At 54.7% G+C, this 18,845-nt stretch carries 18 protein-coding genes and 1 pseudogene; 11 read left to right on the plus strand and 8 right to left on the minus strand.

Annotated features, from left to right (window positions below; genetic code table 11):
* Position 1 precedes the first annotated feature (1 nt).
* The 3 genes from J3P89_RS16575 to J3P89_RS16585 all read right to left on the minus strand — a co-directional run bounded on the left by J3P89_RS16575 (position 2) and on the right by J3P89_RS16585 (position 1,436).
* Positions 2-748: a zeta toxin family protein gene (locus J3P89_RS16575; RefSeq protein ID WP_434694948.1), complete on the minus strand. Its 747-nt coding sequence runs from the start codon at positions 746-748 to the stop codon at positions 2-4.
* Positions 745-993, minus strand: coding sequence for a hypothetical protein (locus J3P89_RS16580; RefSeq protein WP_017529804.1), 249 nt, complete (start codon positions 991-993; stop codon positions 745-747). The genes J3P89_RS16575 and J3P89_RS16580 overlap by 4 nt, the downstream gene beginning before the upstream one ends.
* A gap of 185 nt (positions 994-1,178) precedes the next feature.
* Positions 1,179-1,436 (minus strand): LasR-specific antiactivator QslA, encoded by a 258-nt coding sequence (locus J3P89_RS16585; RefSeq protein WP_434694949.1) that lies wholly within the window; start codon positions 1,434-1,436, stop codon positions 1,179-1,181.
* A 158-nt stretch (positions 1,437-1,594) separates the two neighbouring features.
* On the opposite strand from J3P89_RS16585, the gene J3P89_RS16590 reads away from it, so the two are divergent.
* The 5 genes from J3P89_RS16590 to J3P89_RS16610 all read left to right on the plus strand — a co-directional run bounded on the left by J3P89_RS16590 (position 1,595) and on the right by J3P89_RS16610 (position 6,179).
* Complete coding sequence (locus J3P89_RS16590; protein ID WP_434694950.1) at positions 1,595-1,849, plus strand: helix-turn-helix domain-containing protein; 255 nt, start codon at positions 1,595-1,597, stop codon at positions 1,847-1,849.
* Positions 1,850-1,964: 115 nt separating this feature from the next.
* Entirely contained in the window at positions 1,965-2,921 is a 957-nt protein-coding gene (locus J3P89_RS16595; protein WP_434694951.1) for a TIGR03756 family integrating conjugative element protein, read from the plus strand.
* Positions 2,918-4,300: an integrating conjugative element protein gene (locus tag J3P89_RS16600; RefSeq protein ID WP_434694952.1), complete on the plus strand. Its 1,383-nt coding sequence runs from the start codon at positions 2,918-2,920 to the stop codon at positions 4,298-4,300. The genes J3P89_RS16595 and J3P89_RS16600 overlap by 4 nt, the downstream gene beginning before the upstream one ends.
* A gap of 3 nt (positions 4,301-4,303) precedes the next feature.
* Positions 4,304-4,612, plus strand: coding sequence for a hypothetical protein (locus J3P89_RS16605; protein WP_434694953.1), 309 nt, complete (start codon positions 4,304-4,306; stop codon positions 4,610-4,612).
* A gap of 10 nt (positions 4,613-4,622) precedes the next feature.
* Entirely contained in the window at positions 4,623-6,179 is a 1,557-nt protein-coding gene (locus J3P89_RS16610) for a conjugal transfer protein TraG N-terminal domain-containing protein (RefSeq protein ID WP_434694955.1), read from the plus strand.
* Positions 6,180-6,188: 9 nt separating this feature from the next.
* Here J3P89_RS16610 and J3P89_RS16615 read toward each other — a convergent pair whose 3' ends face one another.
* The gene (locus tag J3P89_RS16615) at positions 6,189-6,554 is read right to left on the minus strand and encodes a DUF3742 family protein (protein ID WP_434694956.1); all 366 of its coding nucleotides are present in this window, start codon (positions 6,552-6,554) and stop codon (positions 6,189-6,191) included.
* A gap of 448 nt (positions 6,555-7,002) precedes the next feature.
* On the opposite strand from J3P89_RS16615, the gene J3P89_RS16620 reads away from it, so the two are divergent.
* Complete coding sequence (locus J3P89_RS16620; protein WP_434694957.1) at positions 7,003-7,332, plus strand: hypothetical protein; 330 nt, start codon at positions 7,003-7,005, stop codon at positions 7,330-7,332.
* Between the two features lie 130 nt (positions 7,333-7,462).
* A complete protein-coding gene (locus J3P89_RS16625) occupies positions 7,463-8,425 on the plus strand; it encodes an ArdC family protein (RefSeq protein WP_434694958.1) in 963 nt (320 codons plus the stop codon).
* Positions 8,426-8,559: 134 nt separating this feature from the next.
* On the opposite strand, the gene J3P89_RS16630 is transcribed toward J3P89_RS16625, so the two are convergent.
* Positions 8,560-8,754 carry a DUF7740 domain-containing protein gene (locus tag J3P89_RS16630; RefSeq protein ID WP_026067412.1) on the minus strand — a complete coding sequence of 65 codons (195 nt, stop codon included), beginning with the start codon at positions 8,752-8,754 and terminating at the stop codon, positions 8,560-8,562.
* A gap of 231 nt (positions 8,755-8,985) precedes the next feature.
* On the opposite strand from J3P89_RS16630, the gene mobH reads away from it, so the two are divergent.
* The gene (gene mobH / locus J3P89_RS16635; RefSeq protein WP_434698013.1) at positions 8,986-10,716 is read left to right on the plus strand and encodes a MobH family relaxase; all 1,731 of its coding nucleotides are present in this window, start codon (positions 8,986-8,988) and stop codon (positions 10,714-10,716) included.
* 127 nt (positions 10,717-10,843) lie between these two features.
* Here the strand turns inward: mobH and tnpC are convergent.
* Positions 10,844-11,490: pseudogene (gene tnpC, locus J3P89_RS16640) on the minus strand (IS66 family transposase); the annotation flags it as partial.
* A 251-nt stretch (positions 11,491-11,741) separates the two neighbouring features.
* Here tnpC and J3P89_RS16645 point away from each other — a divergent pair.
* Entirely contained in the window at positions 11,742-14,351 is a 2,610-nt protein-coding gene (locus tag J3P89_RS16645) for an AAA family ATPase (RefSeq protein WP_434694959.1), read from the plus strand.
* Between the two features lie 118 nt (positions 14,352-14,469).
* On the opposite strand, the gene J3P89_RS16650 is transcribed toward J3P89_RS16645, so the two are convergent.
* Together J3P89_RS16650 and J3P89_RS16655 are read right to left on the minus strand one after the other, a co-directional pair.
* On the minus strand, positions 14,470-15,336 hold the full coding sequence (locus tag J3P89_RS16650) for a hypothetical protein (RefSeq protein ID WP_434694960.1): 867 nt from the start codon (positions 15,334-15,336) through the stop codon (positions 14,470-14,472).
* A 478-nt stretch (positions 15,337-15,814) separates the two neighbouring features.
* Positions 15,815-16,981, minus strand: a complete 1,167-nt coding sequence (locus J3P89_RS16655; RefSeq protein ID WP_434694961.1) for a restriction endonuclease — start codon at positions 16,979-16,981, stop codon at positions 15,815-15,817.
* Between the two features lie 265 nt (positions 16,982-17,246).
* Here J3P89_RS16655 and J3P89_RS16660 point away from each other — a divergent pair, with 265 nt between their 5' ends.
* Both J3P89_RS16660 and J3P89_RS16665 read left to right on the plus strand, forming a co-directional pair.
* A complete protein-coding gene (locus J3P89_RS16660; protein ID WP_434694963.1) occupies positions 17,247-17,717 on the plus strand; it encodes a hypothetical protein in 471 nt (156 codons plus the stop codon).
* A protein-coding gene (locus tag J3P89_RS16665) for an IS3 family transposase (protein ID WP_434694964.1) occupies positions 17,686-18,845 on the plus strand; the annotation gives its coding sequence in 2 pieces (ribosomal slippage) (positions 17,686-17,941 and positions 17,941-18,845; 1,161 coding nt in all). Before J3P89_RS16660 ends, J3P89_RS16665 begins: the two co-directional genes overlap by 32 nt.

The raw sequence follows: 18,845 nt of genomic DNA on the forward strand, positions 1-18,845 counted from the left end.
ATCAATCCGGCAGCAAATCCTTGAAAACCTTCTCCACGTAGGCTTGCATGAACCAGTCGGGGATCTCATCAGCCCTGAATTCAAGGTCAGTCCCGTCTGTTACTTCAGCGAGCAGCACCAGATCAGCGCCGGAGTTATCAAAGATATAAGCCCGGTTCGAGGCTGCGATGGCTGCTGGCAATAGGTTCAGGCAACGACCGTAGCGCTGCACAATTTTTTCCGTGGGGACTGGGTGCCCACCTGCCGCGACACGGTTCTTGACCCTGTTGATATTGATGTCAGGATCTTCAGTGGCGACAAAGTAGAGGTAGGTTCGATATCCCGACGCTTTTGCCTTAAGCATAAAAGCGACTTTGTCCTCGCTAGACATCACCGTTTCGAAGGTGAAAGACAACTGGGCTTCAAGGAGCTTGTGCCGCATGAAATCAGAGAGCACGGAAGCAAAATAGGAATTCATCGCGACGGACTGGAAATTCAGGCCGTTATTGCTGAAGCCTATTTTGGATGCCTCTTCAACGAGCTGGGTCGACCGAATCAGTCGGTGCGCCTTGATAAAGCCGAGAACCTCGTCACCTTCGACTTCCAGTTGAAAATCGCTGAACTCCAGGCGTCCGCCCTCTTTGGCAGCCTTTTCGATTTCATCCGGGTTGATGTAAATCCCGATCAGGTGAGAAGGGACGGCACTTTTCATTGTGCTTTTACCGGAACCATTAGGGCCGGCAAACACCCTCAGCCGAGGGACGGTCATGAGCAGCGGTGCACCTTGATAATCCCGCCCAAGGTCACTTTATGCTTGGGCTTGGCCACTCGAATAACCTTGTGCTTACCGTCGGCAGTCGTCTCAACGAGCTTGCCGTCCATGACTTCCATCACGCTGCGTCCGGCCGCCAGCGCGTTGATATAGGCCGTATTGATCGCACCTTCAGCCATGGCTGGGATTTTACCCTCCAGTCGGCTCACCAGATCGTCACTCAACACTTGGTCGGCTTTCATATCGCGCTCCACGTTCTCAGAGCGTGCAGAATCTGCACTTATCAGAATCCTAGCTACGTAAATCTGTTTATCACAGACCAACGCCACTTCTGTCAGATCTCCATTCTAGAGGAATGGAGCCTGGAACCATACCTTCCAGTAAATTTTCCCGTGTAGGCCATATCGTCAGGGTTGGAGCCGCACGGCTACGGTGAAACGCCTTGAAGCCGTTGCTGAATTCTCAATAAAAATCCTGCTTCGAAAGCATCCTGAGATTCTCCTGCCGGACAAGTCTTCCGTGCCTGCGCCAGTTCCCACCACAGCGGTACGTCACCGGCTGTATTAAGCCAGACCTGGGCGCATTGCACGCCACGTTCGATCATAGGCGCAAATTCGCTGCCCCACGGTGTCAAAAGGCTCGGGCAGCCGTCCGCCGCCGGAATTGAAACGTAATTTTCGTCCATAGACACCTTAGCTTTCGATTATTTATTAATGCTCGGTCTGTTCTAAGCAACATAGAAACAAAATTGACACTCGGCTTAAGCATCAAAAAAGCCCGAATCAGAGCCAATGTAGACTATATCCCGTGGATTGAGAGTCCCTCAAGGCGCAGTTTGCGCGCATGACTCAAGACTTCGAACAGCTCCGTCTGCAACTCGCGGAAAATATCCGCTCGATGCGACGCGTGAAGAACCTTACCCAGGAGCAATTGGCGCTCATGGCCGAGGTGGATCGTACCTACGTGAGTCAAATCGAACGAGGGGTAGGCAACCCGTCCTTATTGGTCCTCTGCAAACTCGCCAACATTTTCCAGATCAAAACGGATCAGTTGCTCATCGAGTCTGACGCGCTTGCTCGTACGCTGAGCGCTGAATGACCCTCTGCTGATCTAGAAGATCGTTATAAACCGACAATCCTGCGTTCGACTTTCTCACTGACACCCCTCTCTCGATTATTGAACCTGTCCAGGCCATACAACCAGAGCCAGGATCATGTCTGCTGCCTGCCCGCACATTTCGCCCCAGAAGCTACATCCTTTGGTGATGAGCATTCTGCTGGCATCCGGATCAAGCGTAGCGCTGGATACCGGCAACATTACCACCTCCGTACTTTCTCCAGACTGCCTCGAGTACAGAGTCGTCGGCATCTGCTTTTGGTTGCTCTGCACCCCCTTCGGCTGCACGGTTAAAGCCTCAACCAAGGTTCGTCACTTCATTCCTGAACTGGTGGTCTCGAGCTATACCACCACCGGCAGCAATCCGTGGACCGAGATGGCCGCTCTCTGCTCTCCCACCAGCGGTGCGGAAGGTGGCGGTAACCTGATCACGCCGAACACCCAGCGCGATAACCTGCCTCGTTTCAAAAATGTTGATGGCATCGGCCACCCCGGAGGCTGGGCCGCCACGCAACTGGCCTCGCAATCCGGCTACGCCTGCGCCAGCGGCGCCACTGCGTTCATGCCCTACTACTTGAGCACTTTGGACTCACTGGCCTGGCGTCATGGCATCCCTGAAAGCCTTTATCCCGAGTCGCTTTTACCGGGAGTCCGTGAGATCGGTCGTCAGCTCGCGGGCAACATGTGGGGCAACGTCTATCCCCGGCAAGGATTTCTGGTACAACCCGACGACTTCAAAGCCGCTGCGGTGATGGCGCAGCGAGCGGGTGACGTCATTACTCGCAACTGGCAGCCGCATGTGTATTTACCGCTCATACCCGTACCACGCGATGGTTATTGGCCGCCTGGCCCAATCGTTGAAAACGATGCTTCGACCCACAAATGGCAATTGCTCTCCCCCCTGGTTCAACCCACATGTGCCATCTTCCCCAGCGATCCGGTACAGAGCGCAGATGGCGGCTACGCCTGGTCGCTGTGGCGTCCCTATAGCTGCTGCAAACGTGAGGGACAAACTTTCCTGTTCAGCATCGACTTCGAAGGCGGTGCTTCATGAGTCGGCTTCTCGGACGACGATGGCTGGGCGTGTCGAGTCTGTTGCTCTGCGGACTACTCACCATGGCCACGCATGCCGACGCCGCCGGAGGTGACTACCGCCTGGGCACTCAAGGCGAAGTACTCGACGACCGAGTGATGTACACCATTGGTGGCGGCTCGGCGGTCGGCTCACCGAGTTCGCTCTACCGGCCCAGTGGTCTCGGTGTCGGCGGGTCATGGCGAGCGAACATGATGTGCGGAAACATGAGCCTCACCAACACCCTGCAAAACCAACTGAATGGCGTGACCGAAGGTTTCCAGCAGATCATGAGCAGCATCGTGCAGAACGCGACCCAAGCCGTGATGTCGCTGCCGGCGTTGATCATCCAGCGCGCCAACCCCGGTCTCTATGAGTTGCTCAGTAATGGTGTGATGCAGGGGCGCATCGACTTCGACCGCTCCAAGCTGACCTGCCAGGCCATGGCCGAAAAGATGGCGGATAAGGTCGGTCAAGCCGGCTGGGGCGAACTGGCCAAAAACCAGGAGATGCAGGGCAATCTGGAGCAAACAGCCGGTGATGCGGTGGCCGCGGTGAAAAGCACCGAGGCCCATAACGGCAACAATGGGGTGTCCTGGGTGGGCGGTTCGAAGGCTGGTGGGAATGGGCAGACGCCCATTCGTGTGACTTCCGACGTGGTGAGAGCGGGCTATAACCTGCTGCATAACCGCACGGTGGATGACAGCACTTCGATCAGTAGTAGCGACTGCTTAGGCGGGGCTATTTGCCAGACATGGACCTCGCCCCAAGAGGAATCCGAATGGGCCGTACGCGTGTTGGGGGAAAGCGAAGTCGCGACCTGCGACACCTGCGAAACCCTGCGTGCTACCGCTGGCAGTGGGTTATCGCCGCTGATCCAGGAGGCCTACAGCGAACGTCTCAAGGCCTTGCAAGGGCTGCTGTCGGGCTCGCTGCCGCCTACCCCTGACAACCTGGCGAAAGCCTCCAGCCCGATGCTGCCGGTGACCCGTGGCGTGATTGAAGCGCTGCGCGACGATCCCGACCAGGATCTGTTGGCACGGCGCCTAGCTAGTGAGACGGCCTTGTCCAGCGTGCTCGACAAGGCACTGCTGCTACTGCGCACGCTGCTGGCAGGCAGTCACGAGCCGAACATCGCTTCCGCCGAGCCGGCCCAGAGCGCCTTGACGAAAAACATCGACACCCTGGAGCGCGAAATACGCCTGCTGCAGACCGAACTGCAGGTACGGCAGATGCTGGCCACCAACACCGCCAGCCTGGTGCTCGACCGGCATGCCGGTGGTGCCGACGCATCGCGTACCGTCGAGCAAGGCGACCCTGAACCTGGCCGACTCAACGACGCCGACGCCAGGCGCAAGTGAGCCATGAAACGCTCACTGCTATTCACTTTGCTTTCAAGTCTGCGGGTTGCAGCAGTGATGATCTTGACCGCCGCACTGGTCGCCTGGATCGGCCGCACTGCGCTGGGCAGTTTCGAGGTCTGGCAGCAAACCTTGGAATCGATACGGCCTTATCTGCGGTGGTGGCGCGCCCTGCTCTATGGCGTCCTCTTTGCGCTCTGGTGGGACCTGCTGAGGCGCTACCGACATCGACCGCAGGACCGACTGCGCGTGAAACGCGCCGGGACATTAGGGCTTTTGCTCTTTACCTGCGTCGAGCTCTCTCGATTGTGAGGTCACCACCATGCTCATGAGCACCAACAGCTACCTGGAGTTTTACCTCTCCCTGCTGGCCTGGATCATCAACAACGGTATCTGGAACGTCCTGTCCGACACTGGACTGTTCGCCGCACCCTTCGGCGCGATCATCTTGCAAGAGTGGTTGTCGGCCCGTCAGCAAGGCGCGGATGAAGGCAACAAGGGTTTGCTCTCTGTACCGCGGATAGAGAACCGGCTGTGGCTGGCCTACATCGTCGTCTTGTTCGGCTGCGCGCCGGTCTTTCCGCTAAACCTCGCTTCAATGGCGTTCGATGATGCGGCGAGTCAGCGCTGCGGCGTGAGTGTGGCCAAACCAGCAGAAACCGCCTGGGGCACGACCTTCAATACCATAGGCGAGCGCTCTGCCAATGTGCCGATCTGGTGGTTTCTGGTGCACGCCGTGAGCAAAGGCGTGACTGCGGCGGCCACCGCCTCCATCCCCTGCGCACCGGATATCCGGCAGATGCGCATGGAGATCGACAGTTCTCGCATCGATAACCAGGTACTGCTACAGGAAGTCGCCGACTTCACTCGCGACTGCTACGGCTATTCCCGCTCTCGGCTCTTCACCAATCGTCCACAGCTGGACAAGGCTCAAAGTCATGATGCGTCTTGGATCGGCTCAAGCTATTTTCTCGACGCTCCGGACTACTACGACACAGATCACTCACGGACACCACGAGTCAGCTGGCCCTATGATGAAACCCGCGATATTTCCTTGCCACGGTTGGAGAATGGCGCGGGCTACCCCACTTGCAAACAATGGTGGAGTGACAGCGGTATCGGGTTGCGAGCACGATTGGTCGAGCAAGTTGACCCTTCGCTGCTGACTCAGCTGAAAGGCTGGTTGACTGGTCGCTCAAGCAACGAGATCGAGGATGCCACACTGCGCGAACTGGTCAGCCCGCGCCAACAATCGATGTCCATGTCGCCCGGACAGGTGTACCAGGACTATGGCTCCAGTGCTCGCGGTGGGTCGATCAATCAGGGGCTCAATAACCTGGCCACCAACACTGGGCTGGCCCTTGGCTCGTTCAGCAACTTCCCGGCAATAAATGCACTACGCGCTGCCCTGCCGATGGTGCAGGCTTTCCTGATCATGGGTGTCATCATCAGCTTGCCGCTGATCCTTCTGGTCAGTACCTACCAATTGAAGACCGTCATGACGGCGACGTTCGCGCTGTTCACGCTGCACATGCTGACCTTCTGGTGGGAGTTGGCCCGCTGGGTCGACTCCAGCATGCTCGATACCTTGTACAACCAAGTCTCGGCGTCCAATCAGGTGCTGTTGTCGCTGCCGACATCCGGTTTTATGGATGGAACCGTCACGGCACAGGTGATTGAGTATGTGATGGGGGCGATGTTCATCGTACTGCCGATGGTCTTTCTAGCCGCAATGAGCTGGGCTGGGTATAGCGTAGGTTCAGGTGTAGAAGGAATGCTCAGCCGGGGAACCCAGGCTGCGCAGACAGCGAGTTCTAACGGGACCTCTCAGTTGATGAGCGGAGCAAGAATAGTTTCAGGTAAATCGGGCTCAAAATAACCAGGGAGGTTACTTCAGTGAACCCCATTTATCGTACCGCTCAGGCCAAGACGCTCTGTGAATTGGATCATCGATATCATCAATATCTGAAGTGTCTGAATCTTGAACTGAGATAGCCGCTAATGCGACGAATGTGCACACCAGCAGAAACAACCAAAAGCTAACAAAAAGAAGTGCACCGAACAGGGCCACCTGGGCAAGCAGAAAGATCCCGCGAACGAGTAAATTACCCGCAGGCAAACCTGCCGTCACTGCACGCTTGGCCACACGAGACTCAAACCCTTTCAAGCTGCGATAACCACGTTTGGCGAACATACCGCATGCATATGCCCAGCGGTGTGTGCGGGAGATTTGAAGTGGCTGCTGAGCCGGCATGATTGCGCCCTCTTCTGAGCGTATTCCTGTGGAAATCGAGATTACAGCCTACTACTGAAAACCGCCCATGCTTAACCGTTTATCAGCTTATTCGGTCGAAAACTCTTCACTGGAAGACAGAAGACGCACCTCGTACAACAGCGCCTCTAAGGCCGTTGACCCATCCAAATCATCCAGCTACATAGAGGATACGGATCGCTGTTATCGACAGCACCTTCCCAGGTAGCCAGAGTCTTTGAGGCTACGTCACTCCAGTGATGGTTCCCCCAAGTGCGATTAGCGTTCGGTGGCTCGCACGGTCACGTTTCACGGTGATGAACGCCTACTGCTCTCCCGAGCGTCTTTCGAGCTCGGCTCGTCCTAACCCCTCTTGTTTTTCTTCAACCCACCGCGGGGAATTCTTTCCCCTATGGGACAGGTTTCTTCGCGCTATCAACGGAGGCATACCATGTCCGACTCACTCACACCCGAAGCACTGAACAATCTGCACTTGCCCGTTGTGTTCACTCCAGACGCGTGGCAACGCGCAGTACTGCTCGACGGTTCAAATCATCCTGAAAAACTGCAGCTCGATAGGCTGAGCAACATCGTACACGCCGCCTTCAAAGCTCATCTGGCCGATCCAAACGCACCCTACGTGGTGTTTGAGGTAGCCAAGTTCGGCTCAGTGAGTGATGCAGAACATAAACCATTGCTGCGACTGAGCCTCAGCCTACTTCAGGCATCAAACCAACCTAACGCCTTACTGATAGCACTTGCCGAAGAGCAGCAACGCTAAACGCAAACGGCCATACCCGGCCACTGTTCCAACTCAGGCTGTACTCAGTCCTGCACCAATCCAATCAACACCCACCGGGGAACCTTCCCCGACGGGCAAGGCGTTCCTCCGGTTTTTCGAGGGAAATGCCATGCGCAATATCTACCAAGACGTCACAGACAAGATCGTTACCGCGTTAGACCAAGGCGTAGCGCCCTGGATCAAACCCTGGTCCTCAAATGGCTCAACTGACGTAGCTCATCACCAGCCCTATCCCATCAACGCCATCACGCAGCGTCCCTATTCGGGCATCAATTTACCGTTGCTCTGGGCCGAGGCCAGGTTGCAGGGGTTCACTCAAGACCGCTGGCTGACCTTCAACCAAGCCAAAAAAGCCGGCGGGCACATCCGTAAGGGTGAGCACAGCACTCTGACAGTGCTTTACAAGCCGATGGAGCGCGAGGAACAGACCGAGTCAGGCCAACCCGTACTCGATGAAAACGGTCAGCCCAAGGTCACTCACTTTGGCATTCTCAGGACGCATTTTCTGTTCAACATCGAGCAAACGGAGGGGCTCGATACGCTCAACGAAACCTTGCTCGAGACGGAACCGAGCGATCCCTTCTTCCCCAACGCAGCTGCAGAAAATTTGTTGCGAAGTTCAGGCGCAAATATCATTCATCGATTTGCTGACGAAGCCTTTTACCACCCGATCAGGGATCTCATCCAACTGCCGACAAAAGCGCAGTTTCACAACCAAGGTGGATACTACGCCACCGCACTTCACGAGCTGACGCACTGGACCGGACACCCCTCTCGATTGCAACGCGAGGGCGTAACCTCTCCTTGTCCATTCGGCTCGTCAGACTATGCATTCGAAGAATTGATCGCCGAAATGGGTGCCGCTTTTTTATGTGCCTACGCCGGTATACAGGGAGAGCTTCGGCACGAGGGCTATATCGATTCCTGGCTCGGCCTGCTCAAGGCTGACAACCGCGCGATTTTCCGCGCCAGTGGCCAGGCCCGATGCGCTTCGGAGTATGTGCTCAACCTGGAGCAGCAACGGAAGCAGACGGTAATGGATGACTCGCGATGCATGAAAGATGGAGCTTGATCGTCACCTCACCGCTGCAAACGCTTCATAGGGTCCAACACGAGTTGGACCCTTTTTCTATGCCCAGAAAAATCCCCACACTGCGGAGCTCTGACGCAAAGAACATGAGGTAATCCCGTAACCGCAGTACTCCGTTACGTATCCAGATTCTCCGCCAGGTAATCCACCAGATCGAGCGGACTCCGGCTATCGATCACCTTGTAGATCAGATCACGTTTGCTGCGCGGTAGCTTCTTGACCACGCTCTTCGCCGAGGCCCTGACGGCTTCGTCTGTTCCATGGATACGTGCCGCGAGCAGCAGTATGAGCGTGGCGTCAGTGAGGTTCATGGCAAGACCCGATAAAATTCGCACCGCAGTGTACCGACACTTTCCTTTTTCGTACCAGCATGCGCATCCAACAAAACGGCACCAGGACAAATCGATATTCCGATTGCCGCACAAAGGGGTACGCGGCAAAAGGACCGGTAAGGGTTGGAAGGGAATGGGGAGTCAAGGGTAAGAGCCCTATCCGAAAAGGCTAAAAGGCCACTGACTCTGCCAGTTCCCGGGAGGACCATGATGCTCAGTCTGTTTCGGCACAAAAGGCAAAAGCCTCCTCCGCCACCAACCGTAAATGTCGCCGATGGGTACCTACCCATCGAATCGTCCCAGAGCTTGTTAGCAGCCGAGCATCGCCGCCAGTTGCTTGATCGCATTTGGCAGTACACCGCCCTCTCCCATCCGCAATTCAGCCAGCTCTATTTAAATCCGATCCATCGCTACGCCGAGCTGGTCCAGCAGCTTCCAGCCAGCGAGACGCACCACCATGCTTATCTTGGCGGCATGCTCGACCATGGGTTGGAACTGGTCGCTTGTAGTTTGAAATTGCGTCAGTCGTATCTGCTTCCCACCGGCGCCGCACCTGAAGACCAAGCCGCCCAGACTGACGTTTGGTCGGCTGGCATCGCCTATGGCGCGTTGCTCCATGACATCGGCAAGATCGCTGTGGACCTGCTGGTCGAACGCCAGGACGGCCGTGTCTGGCATCCTTGGCAGGGATCCCTGGATCAGCCCTACCGTTTTCGCTACCTCAAGGGGCGCGACTACCACCTGCACGGCGCGGCTGCAGGATTGCTCTACACCCGAATTCTCGACCGCACAATCCTCGATTGGCTCAGTGGATTTCCATCGCTCTGGGCCAACCTGCTGTATGTCCTAGCAGGTCAGTATGAACGTGCCGGCGTGCTTGGTGAGCTGGTGATGCAGGCAGACCGTGTTTCCACCGCACAGAACATCGGTGGTAACCCGAGCAAGGCGCTGCAAGCACCGATTCATTCGCTGCAACATCACTTGATCAGCGGACTGCGTCATCTGGTTCAGCACGAACTGAAACTCAACCAGCCAGGTGCCGCGGGATGGCTGACCCAAGACGCGCTCTGGCTCGTCAGCAAGACGGTCACGGACAAGCTGCGAGCCTATCTGCTGTTGCAATCGATTGAAGGCATTCCCTCGTCCAATCTCGCGGTGTTCGACGAGCTACAATCGCATGGATTGGTTGAGTCCACGCCGGAAGGCAAAGCCATCTGGACTGCGCTTGTCGCGCAGGGGAACTGGCAGCAGAGTTTTACCTTTTTGCGCCTCCAACCAGCACTGATTTGGGGGAACGAAGACCGGCCTGAGGCTTTCAGCGGAACAGTGAGCATTGCGACCCATGACCACTCAACTGACACCCCGGTACCAACACCAACGACCGAGACAGCCAGTACAAGATCAGATCAAAGTCAACCGCAGCCGGATACCTTGGCACTAGAGGATGCCGATTACCTCGGCACGCTGCTGGACATGTTCGAATTGAAAGAGCCTGAGGCCAGAAACGCACTGTCAGAAAGTGCTGTCGAAACTTCAACGCTTCAATCGGATAGCCCAGGCCAGGCATTCCTCAGTTGGGTCAAGGAAGGCATCCTAAGCCACAAGCTGATCATCAATGACAGCAAGGCCAAAATCCATACGGTGAGCGGCACTGTGTTCCTGGTCACGCCTGGCCTTTTTCAGCGCTACGTTCAGGAGTTTCCGGGCATCTCACTGAGGACCGATTCCGCAGGTGAGGAATGGCGATGGGTGCAGAAGCAATTCGAAAAACTGAAAACCCACCTAAAGCGTGATGATGGTTTGAACATCTGGATCTGTCAGGTGAAAGGTCCAAGAAAAAAAGGAACCCTCAAAGGCTATTTGTTAGAAAATCCAGCACTCTTATTCGAAGCTGGGCCGGTACCTGCCGATAATCCTTTCCTTAAAGTGGAAAAAGCATAAACGTCCGAAGCCTCCCAAAAGAGCTCAACACGCAGAGTCAACGCTGGCACACCCGCCACTGAACGGTACTCTTGCCGCCTCTCAGTGGCCCCAATGTTCAATGATGAACTTGATGCAGTAAGCACCGCACAGCACCATTTTCCAGGTAGTGCGTCAGCGCTACCCAGCGTTTAATACTGTAATCCGGGGTCTTGGACGTAGCCGAGCCCTCGGGTACACGTTCGCGTTGGGCCGGCATCCACTCATGAAGTTTTTCAGCGATGGGCGCTGCTGTTTCCTGGCGTAATCGCCACCTGTCTTCGCCGCTCATTTCCTTAGCGTGTCGCTCGAATTCGTACAGCCCGCCAATCGAGCGAAGCGCCTGCTCCGCCCACTGGCTTTTGTTCTCCACGTGCTGGTCGTAAAACTTGCGCCGAGTATGCACCATACAGCCGATTTCGGTGATGCCCAACTCGAAGCTGGCCTTGTAGCCGGCGAGTCATCACAAATTAGCTTGTCGTTCCATGTGGCCAGGAAGTTACGCGCATGTTCGCCGACACAACTGGGGCTGAAATCGTAGACCACAGCCTTGAGTGCCGAGAATGGCGTGCTGCTGTAGGCACAGACCTAAGCGCGGTAGGTTTTCTTCTCTCCTGGAGCCAGCATTCGTACCGGTGTTTCATCGGCGTGGACTACGCGCTGGGCCAGCACTGCTTCGCGCAGCGCATCGACCAGCGACTGAAGCTGCACGCCGGTTTGACCCACCCACTGCGCCAGTGTCGAGCGCGGGATACCGACGCCATCATGCACCAGCACTTTCACACGGTTGGCCCGGCGGTTGGAAAGAGATCGGCGCAGTGCCGCTTCGCCGCACCGAATACCGCGACCACTCTGGCCAATGCGTTCTCCGTGCCGGCACGCCATATTACATTTCCGCCATCTGGGGCTTCCCATTGGAGCGTGGTACCAGCCCTACCCATGCTCAAGGCAATTCGCCAGCATTGGTCTATCCTTGCTTTCTCACGGTATTTCATGGAGAGATCTCAATGACTGGCGTTCAAGAGTTGGGCGAGGAAGATGTACCTGTTGTTGATGCATTTGAAGGCTGGCTTGGCGAGAGAAACCGCTGGTTGCAAACAGCAGCCAAGAATCTCATTGAAACCAAAAAGCCTCCAACGGATGACCAGGTCGCGGAGCTGGCTCGGCTCTGTATCACCGAATCAAAAAAAGGCGAAGATCCTGGCTTCGGTACAGTGACACCCGGCTCTCTGGCTCTTGCCGCCAACCGCCCAGCCATTCGTATAGACGGCATAACAGATGTCTATGGGCTGAATGCGGTGAAATCAGGAGCAGCACTACCCTTTTGTGCTGGTAACATAACCGTTTTCTATGGCCAGAACGGCTCAGGAAAAAGTGGGTACGCACGACTACTCAAACAAGCTTGTGGCTCAAGATCAAAAGACGAGATTCACCCCAATGTGTTTGTCGAAGAGCCGGAGGCTTGCCGAGCGACTTTCCAAATCTCCGTAGGAGGACAGGTAGGAAAAATCCCGTGGACACTTGCAGATGGTGCGGACGCAAGGCTTCGCCACGCCCAGATTTTTGACTCCAAAACGGCTGCCCACTACATGGGTAAAAATGAGGCCAGCTACGAGCCTAGTCAAATGAGGTTCGTATCATCATTAATTGCCATATCAGACCGTGTTAACCAGCACCTGACAGCTTCGAAAAACGCCTTGGTCAGCACATTACCCCAATTCCCTGTAGACCTAGTAGCCACTGAAGAAAGTAGGTGGCTAGCAGGTCTGAAGCCGACAACCACCACGGCAACCATCGATAAAGCTTGTCAGTACACCCAAGAGCAAGATGCTGAGCGAATTGCTATCGAAGGTGCGCTGGCACAGAAAGACGTTGCAGGAAGACTGGCCTTAATTAACAAAGAAAAACTGGGACTGGTAACCGTAGAGCAGGCCACGAATCAATTCAAGGAAAAGCTCTCCGTCGAGGCGGCGCACGCCATCGTGGGGGCTCACTCTGATGCAAAATTGAAGCGACAGGCTGCTCAGAAATTCTCTCAACAACTTTTTGCTGAAAGCCCACTTGAAGGGGTTGGTGAGGCCACATGGCAGCAGCTGTGGACTCAAGCACGGCTGTTCTCTCAAACTCACGCCTATCCCGGACAACCATTCCCTGTTATCGGAGAAGGAGCCAGGTGTGTACTTTGTCAGCAGGATCTCAACGAGGATGCCAGCGAAAGACTACGGCACTTTGAGCAGTTCGTGACAGAGGGACTAGAGCTCGCCGCCAAGCAAGCAGAAGACAAGCATAAAGGGCTTATCCGTGCCCTACCTCAGTCGCCAAAAGAGCAAGATTGGTTGGCTCACATGGCTCTGCTCAAGCTGGAGCAACAGAAGGCCATTGACCTGCACATAGCCTTGGTTAAAAGGCGCAGTGATCTCGATACCGCAGACCAAATCGGAAGTGTTGCCGCATTCGACTGGTCACTGGTAAATCAAGCACTAGCCGAGCAAAACGAGTTATTGACCAACGAAGAGAAATCGCTGAACGATCTGTTGCAAGACGGCAAGCGGCAGCAGATGGAAGAGCGACTCCTTAGGCTGAAAGCCATGCAGTGGCTTTCGCAAAACAAGCCAATCATCTTGATTGAACGAGACCGGCTGCTGGCAGTTGATCAGTACGGAAAAGCAATTCGGCTGGCAGCGACAAATACTTTGACGACGAAGAACAATGAGCTGGCGAAATCTGAAGTGGAAGCTGGCTATCAGACACGCTTTGCTCAAGAACTCAAACTACTAGGCGGCTCAAGGCTCCCCGTAGCCCCTCAGAGCAAGACGGTCGGTAAGGGAAGAACGACTTTTGGGCTAGCGCTCGTTGGTGCAAAAGGAGCGCGTCCCCCGGAGCAGATTCTTAGTGAAGGTGAAACTCGGATTGTCGCGCTTTCGGCTTTCCTAGCGGACATAACCGGCTCAAACCAGGTAGCCCCATTCATCTTTGACGATCCTATCTCTTCACTTGACCAAGACTTTGAGGAACGGGTTGTCGCACGCCTCGTCGACCTTGCGCAGACCCGCCAAGTAATCATTTTCACTCACAGGTTGTCTCTGGTCACGCTGCTGGACAATGCCGTGAAAAAAATCAAAGAGCACCCGGATCTTCCTGACATAGTACATGAGGTTCAGACCCTTCGGCGCATGGACAAAATCTCCGGAATTCTGACCGGGCAAAGTGCTCGCGACTCAAAGCCCCAAAAAGCTATCAACAAGTTGCTGAATGAATCGTTACAAAAGCTCAAGAGGCATCAAGCAGAGGGCGAAGCGGAAAACTATGATCTTATGGCCAAAAGTGTCTGCAGCGATTTCCGAATAATCGTGGAGCGCACCGTGGAGGTGGTCATGCTAAACAGCGTCGTGCTGCGATTCCGTAGAGAAGTGATGACCAAAGGGCTTCTCAGGCAGGTCAGCAATGTCACCCAAGAAGATTGCGATCTGATCGATGATCTAATGACTAGGTATTCGGTATATGAGCACTCCCAAGCGGATGATCTTCCAGCCGTTCCACCTGAGTTGGCGCAACTTGAAGCTGACATGAGATCCCTTGCGGACTGGATGGAGGGATACTCAAAACGAGTTGCGTGACCCAGCTCACCTAAGTCAGTCATGAGAATAATTTCGTGGCTGACCATCCTGGGCAAATTTTAGGACTTTCAACCTGGGGATCCACTGCTCATCTGCAGCGACGACGACTACGTCTAGGTTATGGAACCCCCTTCACTCTCGAATAAGTATTCCCGCTGATGATGCTTTGGATTTGGTCGACTCTCGCCCCTGTTCTCTTAGCAATCTCTTGCGGGCAATGGCTGGTGGCTAAGTCACGAATAGCCGTGATTTGGAGTATTGAAAGGCGGTCTGAACGGCTGCATATCTGGGCGGCGGCCCAAGCCTCGTCCTGCCACCTGTCGGCGATAGTTATGGGAGGAAGGCTTTTCCCTTGATGGCCAGTGAGCCACGCATCCACGACACCGTCTCGCTCATCCGGTGTAGCAATTACTCCGTCATTGAGTATTGAATGTTCCCTAAGGTATCGGAGACCAGCCTTGCCACCTGGGATCATGTTGAGCCTTCGCTCATCATCCCAGTGTCCCTCGATCAAAAATTTCTCAGTGTTGTAGAGTTTATCCAGGTCGTCCGTGATCGCCATCACCTTATGATGGATGTAAGTAATCCTTCCCGCTTCCCTCTCCTCTCTAAATTTTTGATGAAAATGTAGATTGCTTCCCTTCTCCACTGCTCGAAGATGTTCAGCCCACCGGGTTTGCCATCGTCGCTTGGTTATCCCCACATAGAAGAAACCATCGTCGGGATAGGAATTACCCATTCCAAAAATGTGCTGATAAAGCGCGTACGCTTTGTCAGGCCATCGTTCGGGTGAGAGCAGGTAGTGTGCTGGAATGGTAAAAATAATGCTTGGAGCCTTGACTCCCGGAACGTGTGCTTCGAGTCGAAGTTCTTTGACTGCACTGATGAGCGCCTCGTCGCTCACTATATCCAGCTGGATCAAAGGTCCTATAGCTATTTCGCCTTCAGCAAGAGGGCGCCCAGAAGCAAAGTCGCGCTCGCCCACGAACCTATGCCCAACCCTCACTGGTTGCTGGGGGACAATGAAAATTAGTCGGCTACCGAGAGCGACTAGGTGCACTACGGGAATAAGTTGGCCGGGAAGAAGCCTAAGTACTTGTCCTGGGATTCGAGCAACCTTCAGCCAGTGGCGCCCATAATCAGTGTTACACCAGCCCGACAGTAGCTGCTCCACTTCAACTAATCGACGATGCATCGATTTGGGAGCCAAATGCTGCCACCAAAGGCGATTCAACCTTATCGTCACGCTCTGTGGCCTCTGAGTTAAGTTATGGGCGGTTTCCGCCTATGCGTGGTGATTCCTTGCTCTTAGGGGTCAAGCCAGCTTCTGACACTGACGTAAAAAATTAACTTGAGGGGTAAAGATGATTCCTGGGCTCGCACGCGGTCAGCTTCCGGCGAACTAACCTAGCACCGTGACGCCGCCCTGCTGCTTATGTTGATGAACTCCAAAGGATCCATCTCTAGGCACTTTGTTCCTCTGCCTGGAAGACCTCGATGAGCTTCTGATTGTAGTCATCAAGGTAGCTTTGAAGCCCATCCCGGTCGATTAGCCGCACGCCCGCCGTGCTGGCCAACTCTTTCGCTGATTTCGTGTAGTAGGAGTTCGTGACGACCATGGCCTCGTCACACCCGTAGAAGGCTTTAGCAGAGATGGCCTGCTGCACAGCAGCATTGCCTACAGAGCCAGAGTAGTTCTTAGCCTGGATGACCATGTTTTTACCGAAGCGGGTAACAAAAAGGTCGGCGCCCTGATCAGCAGTCTTCTTGGTCTCTTTGACGTCATAGCCGATGGTCTGAAAGATCTCAACCAGAAAGGCTTCGAACTGAAATCCGTCCATGGCATCCACCAGGTACATGGTGATGAATTGGTTCGGATTGAAATGCTCCAGCTGAGACCCCAGTCGCTCGACGAGAATGTCGAAATAAATCTCCTCGCAGAGGCTCAGACCGTTTCGAAAAACCTGTAGTGAAAGAAGTGGTATGCCAGATGTGGAGGCAGCCTGGGGGTTAAATTGGACATTGGGAAAAGCAACATCATTTTCCCAAAGGTAGTAGTAGAACAGGGCCAAGTCAGACCTAAACGTTGTCCCGGCCTCTTCAATCCAGGAGCGCAAGGTGTCGGTTAAATCAGCTCGAATGTGGCGGGTCAGCTCTCTCGAGAAACCCAGATAGACCGAGTTGAAGGTGGTTGTTTGCAGCAGCTTGTCCATGAGAGATGGAAGCCCTTCAAGCTCGTCAAAGCCTTTGCGAATCAAAACCTCCCTGAAAAGCTCCCTCTCGCTGTACACACCATCCAAGCGTGGGCCAGGCACGCCCGCGTCATCACTACTACTCGCACTCTCGCGGGTCGTGTGAATGAAATTTGTGAAGTATGGATGCTTCAACTCCGCATATTTTCTCAAGACGTTGTTCAGAAGATCGTTGAGCTGGGCTTGCTCTTTCTTCTTACCGAAGAAGTCTTGAATCAAGCCTTTGGATCGGTATTGAAAATCGGGGTAGAACGAAGGATCCAGCGGAGTGAGGTGCCGCAAAGTAAGCTCTGATGACGGCGAAACCTGGGAGCCCATGCACCATGGGCATGCCGTCTCGAAGGTAGTCCTGCTGCATCCATTGCATTGGTAAATCATTGTACCAACCCCTGTCCTAAGTCATCGCGCGGGCTCGCACGTAATCTTGCAGCGAACATAGCTCAGTGCCATCTGCGCGTCCATTGAGACTACCCTGGGCAAGCAATTCGTCCTCATTCAAATCTCTTAACTGCTGATGAAAGCCAGCTGTCACGGCCGGAGTAGTCTCAGTACGCCAACGCCCCGAGTGGTTGACAACCAATAGAAAATGCACAAAAATGTCGGTTGACACTACTTAATATTTGCACGCTTTTCGGAGAGCCGAATGCCAGAATTCCAGCATCCAAGCGAGCTTGAGCCTAAGCTCAGCCGAGCCCACCTCGGTGTCGTTTTCAATAATCTCTTGGACGCTGCGTATAAGGCACTGGAAGCCACTTCGACAGACGATGACACCAATTGGACACGAGGCGTTTTTCCTTATGGGCGCATCCATGGTCGCTTCATACGTCTTCAACGTGAGGGTAACCTCTCTTGGTTTCGGCTCGTCAACAAAACACTGGATTACACGGTCAGCGTCAATGGAGTTTTGATGCAGTTCATGACTGATGACCCTGACCTACGCAAGAAAGGACATCGTTTACAGAAGAACCAAGTTGAGCGATATCACGACAGCCTTCTCGGGCCAGCCAACGATGGCAACTGTAGTGGTCTAATGAAACCGGACACCCATTTAGGCGAGAATGCTCGCCAGATCGAGGTGTCAGATGACCAAACAACGCCGCTCCTTTACTCCTGAATTCAAACGCGAGGCTGCCGACCTCGTGCTCAAGCAAAACTACAGCTACATCGAAGCCAGCCGTTCACTCGGTATTGGCGAGTCAGCGTTGCGCCGCTGGGTTGAGCAGGTTCAGAAAGAGCGCCAAGGCGTCACTCCGCAGAGCAAGGCGCTGACCCCAGAGCAGCAGAAAATCCAGGAACTGGAGGCCCGGATCGCTCGGCTTGAGCGAGAGAAATCCATATTAAAAAAGGCTACCGCGCTCTTGATGTCGGAAGATCACCAGCGTTCGCGCTGATTGACCAGTTGAGCGCCCATGAGCCGGTCGATTGGCTGTGCAAGGTGTTTGACGTGACCCGCTCGTGTTACTACGCCCAGCGCCTGCGGCGCCGCACGCCCGATGTTGAACGGCTTCGATTGCGTAGCCGCGTCAGTGAGCTGTTCTCGCAAAGTCGCAGTGCTGGGGGCAGTCGCAGCATTTTGTCGCTGATGCGGGAAGATGGTGAGCAGATCGGTCGATTCAAAGTGCGCAGCTTGATGCGCGAGCTTGATTTCAGCAAACAACCTGGCTCCCACGCTTACAAACGCGCCACAGTAGAAAGACTGGATATCCCGAACACATTGAATCGCGAATTCGACGTGCCATCGCCCAATCAAGTCTGGTGCGGCGATATCACCTACATTTGGGCGCAAGGAAAGTGGCATTACCTGGCTGTAGTCCTGGATCTTTGTACGCGTCGGATCGTGCGTTGGGCGCTGTCGGAAAAGCCAGACGCTGAATTGGTGATCAAGGCGCTGGGTATGGCCTATGAGCAGCGTGGCAGGCCTTCGGATCTGCTATTCCACTCGGACCAAGGATCGCAATATGCAAGCCGACTCTTTCGCCAGCGGTTGTGGCGATACCGCATGCGCCAGAGCATGAGTCGACGAGGAAACTGCTGGGATAACGCACCGATGGAGCGCGTATTTCGCAGCTTGAAAACAGAATGGATACCGACCGTGGGCTATAGGACTGCGCAGGAAGCACAGCGTGATATCAGCCATTTTTTGATGCATCGCTACAACTGGATTCGGCCTCATCAATTCAATGATGGGTTGGCACCAGCGCGGGCCGAGGAAAAACTTAACGTCGTGTCCGGGATTAGTTGA

It is taken from the genome of Pseudomonas sp. Z1-14 (assembly GCF_051132005.1).
Lineage (GTDB): Bacteria > Pseudomonadota > Gammaproteobacteria > Pseudomonadales > Pseudomonadaceae > Aquipseudomonas.

Bases quoted from the DNA above. Each gene is read 5' to 3' on its own strand.
- J3P89_RS16575 (WP_434694948.1), bottom strand. From the start codon at position 748: ATGACCGTCCCTCGGCTGAGGGTGTTTGCCGGCCCTAATGGTTCCGGT.
- J3P89_RS16580 (WP_017529804.1), bottom strand. From the start codon at position 993: ATGAAAGCCGACCAAGTGTTGAGTGACGATCTGGTGAGCCGACTGGAG.
- J3P89_RS16585 (WP_434694949.1), bottom strand. From the start codon at position 1,436: ATGGACGAAAATTACGTTTCAATTCCGGCGGCGGACGGCTGCCCGAGC.
- J3P89_RS16590 (WP_434694950.1), top strand. From the start codon at position 1,595: ATGACTCAAGACTTCGAACAGCTCCGTCTGCAACTCGCGGAAAATATC.
- J3P89_RS16595 (WP_434694951.1), top strand. From the start codon at position 1,965: ATGTCTGCTGCCTGCCCGCACATTTCGCCCCAGAAGCTACATCCTTTG.
- J3P89_RS16600 (WP_434694952.1), top strand. From the start codon at position 2,918: ATGAGTCGGCTTCTCGGACGACGATGGCTGGGCGTGTCGAGTCTGTTG.
- J3P89_RS16605 (WP_434694953.1), top strand. From the start codon at position 4,304: ATGAAACGCTCACTGCTATTCACTTTGCTTTCAAGTCTGCGGGTTGCA.
- J3P89_RS16610 (WP_434694955.1), top strand. From the start codon at position 4,623: ATGCTCATGAGCACCAACAGCTACCTGGAGTTTTACCTCTCCCTGCTG.
- J3P89_RS16615 (WP_434694956.1), bottom strand. From the start codon at position 6,554: ATGCCGGCTCAGCAGCCACTTCAAATCTCCCGCACACACCGCTGGGCA.
- J3P89_RS16620 (WP_434694957.1), top strand. From the start codon at position 7,003: ATGTCCGACTCACTCACACCCGAAGCACTGAACAATCTGCACTTGCCC.
- J3P89_RS16625 (WP_434694958.1), top strand. From the start codon at position 7,463: ATGCGCAATATCTACCAAGACGTCACAGACAAGATCGTTACCGCGTTA.
- J3P89_RS16630 (WP_026067412.1), bottom strand. From the start codon at position 8,754: ATGAACCTCACTGACGCCACGCTCATACTGCTGCTCGCGGCACGTATC.
- mobH (WP_434698013.1), top strand. From the start codon at position 8,986: ATGCTCAGTCTGTTTCGGCACAAAAGGCAAAAGCCTCCTCCGCCACCA.
- J3P89_RS16645 (WP_434694959.1), top strand. From the start codon at position 11,742: ATGACTGGCGTTCAAGAGTTGGGCGAGGAAGATGTACCTGTTGTTGAT.
- J3P89_RS16655 (WP_434694961.1), bottom strand. From the start codon at position 16,981: ATGATTTACCAATGCAATGGATGCAGCAGGACTACCTTCGAGACGGCA.
- J3P89_RS16660 (WP_434694963.1), top strand. From the start codon at position 17,247: ATGCCAGAATTCCAGCATCCAAGCGAGCTTGAGCCTAAGCTCAGCCGA.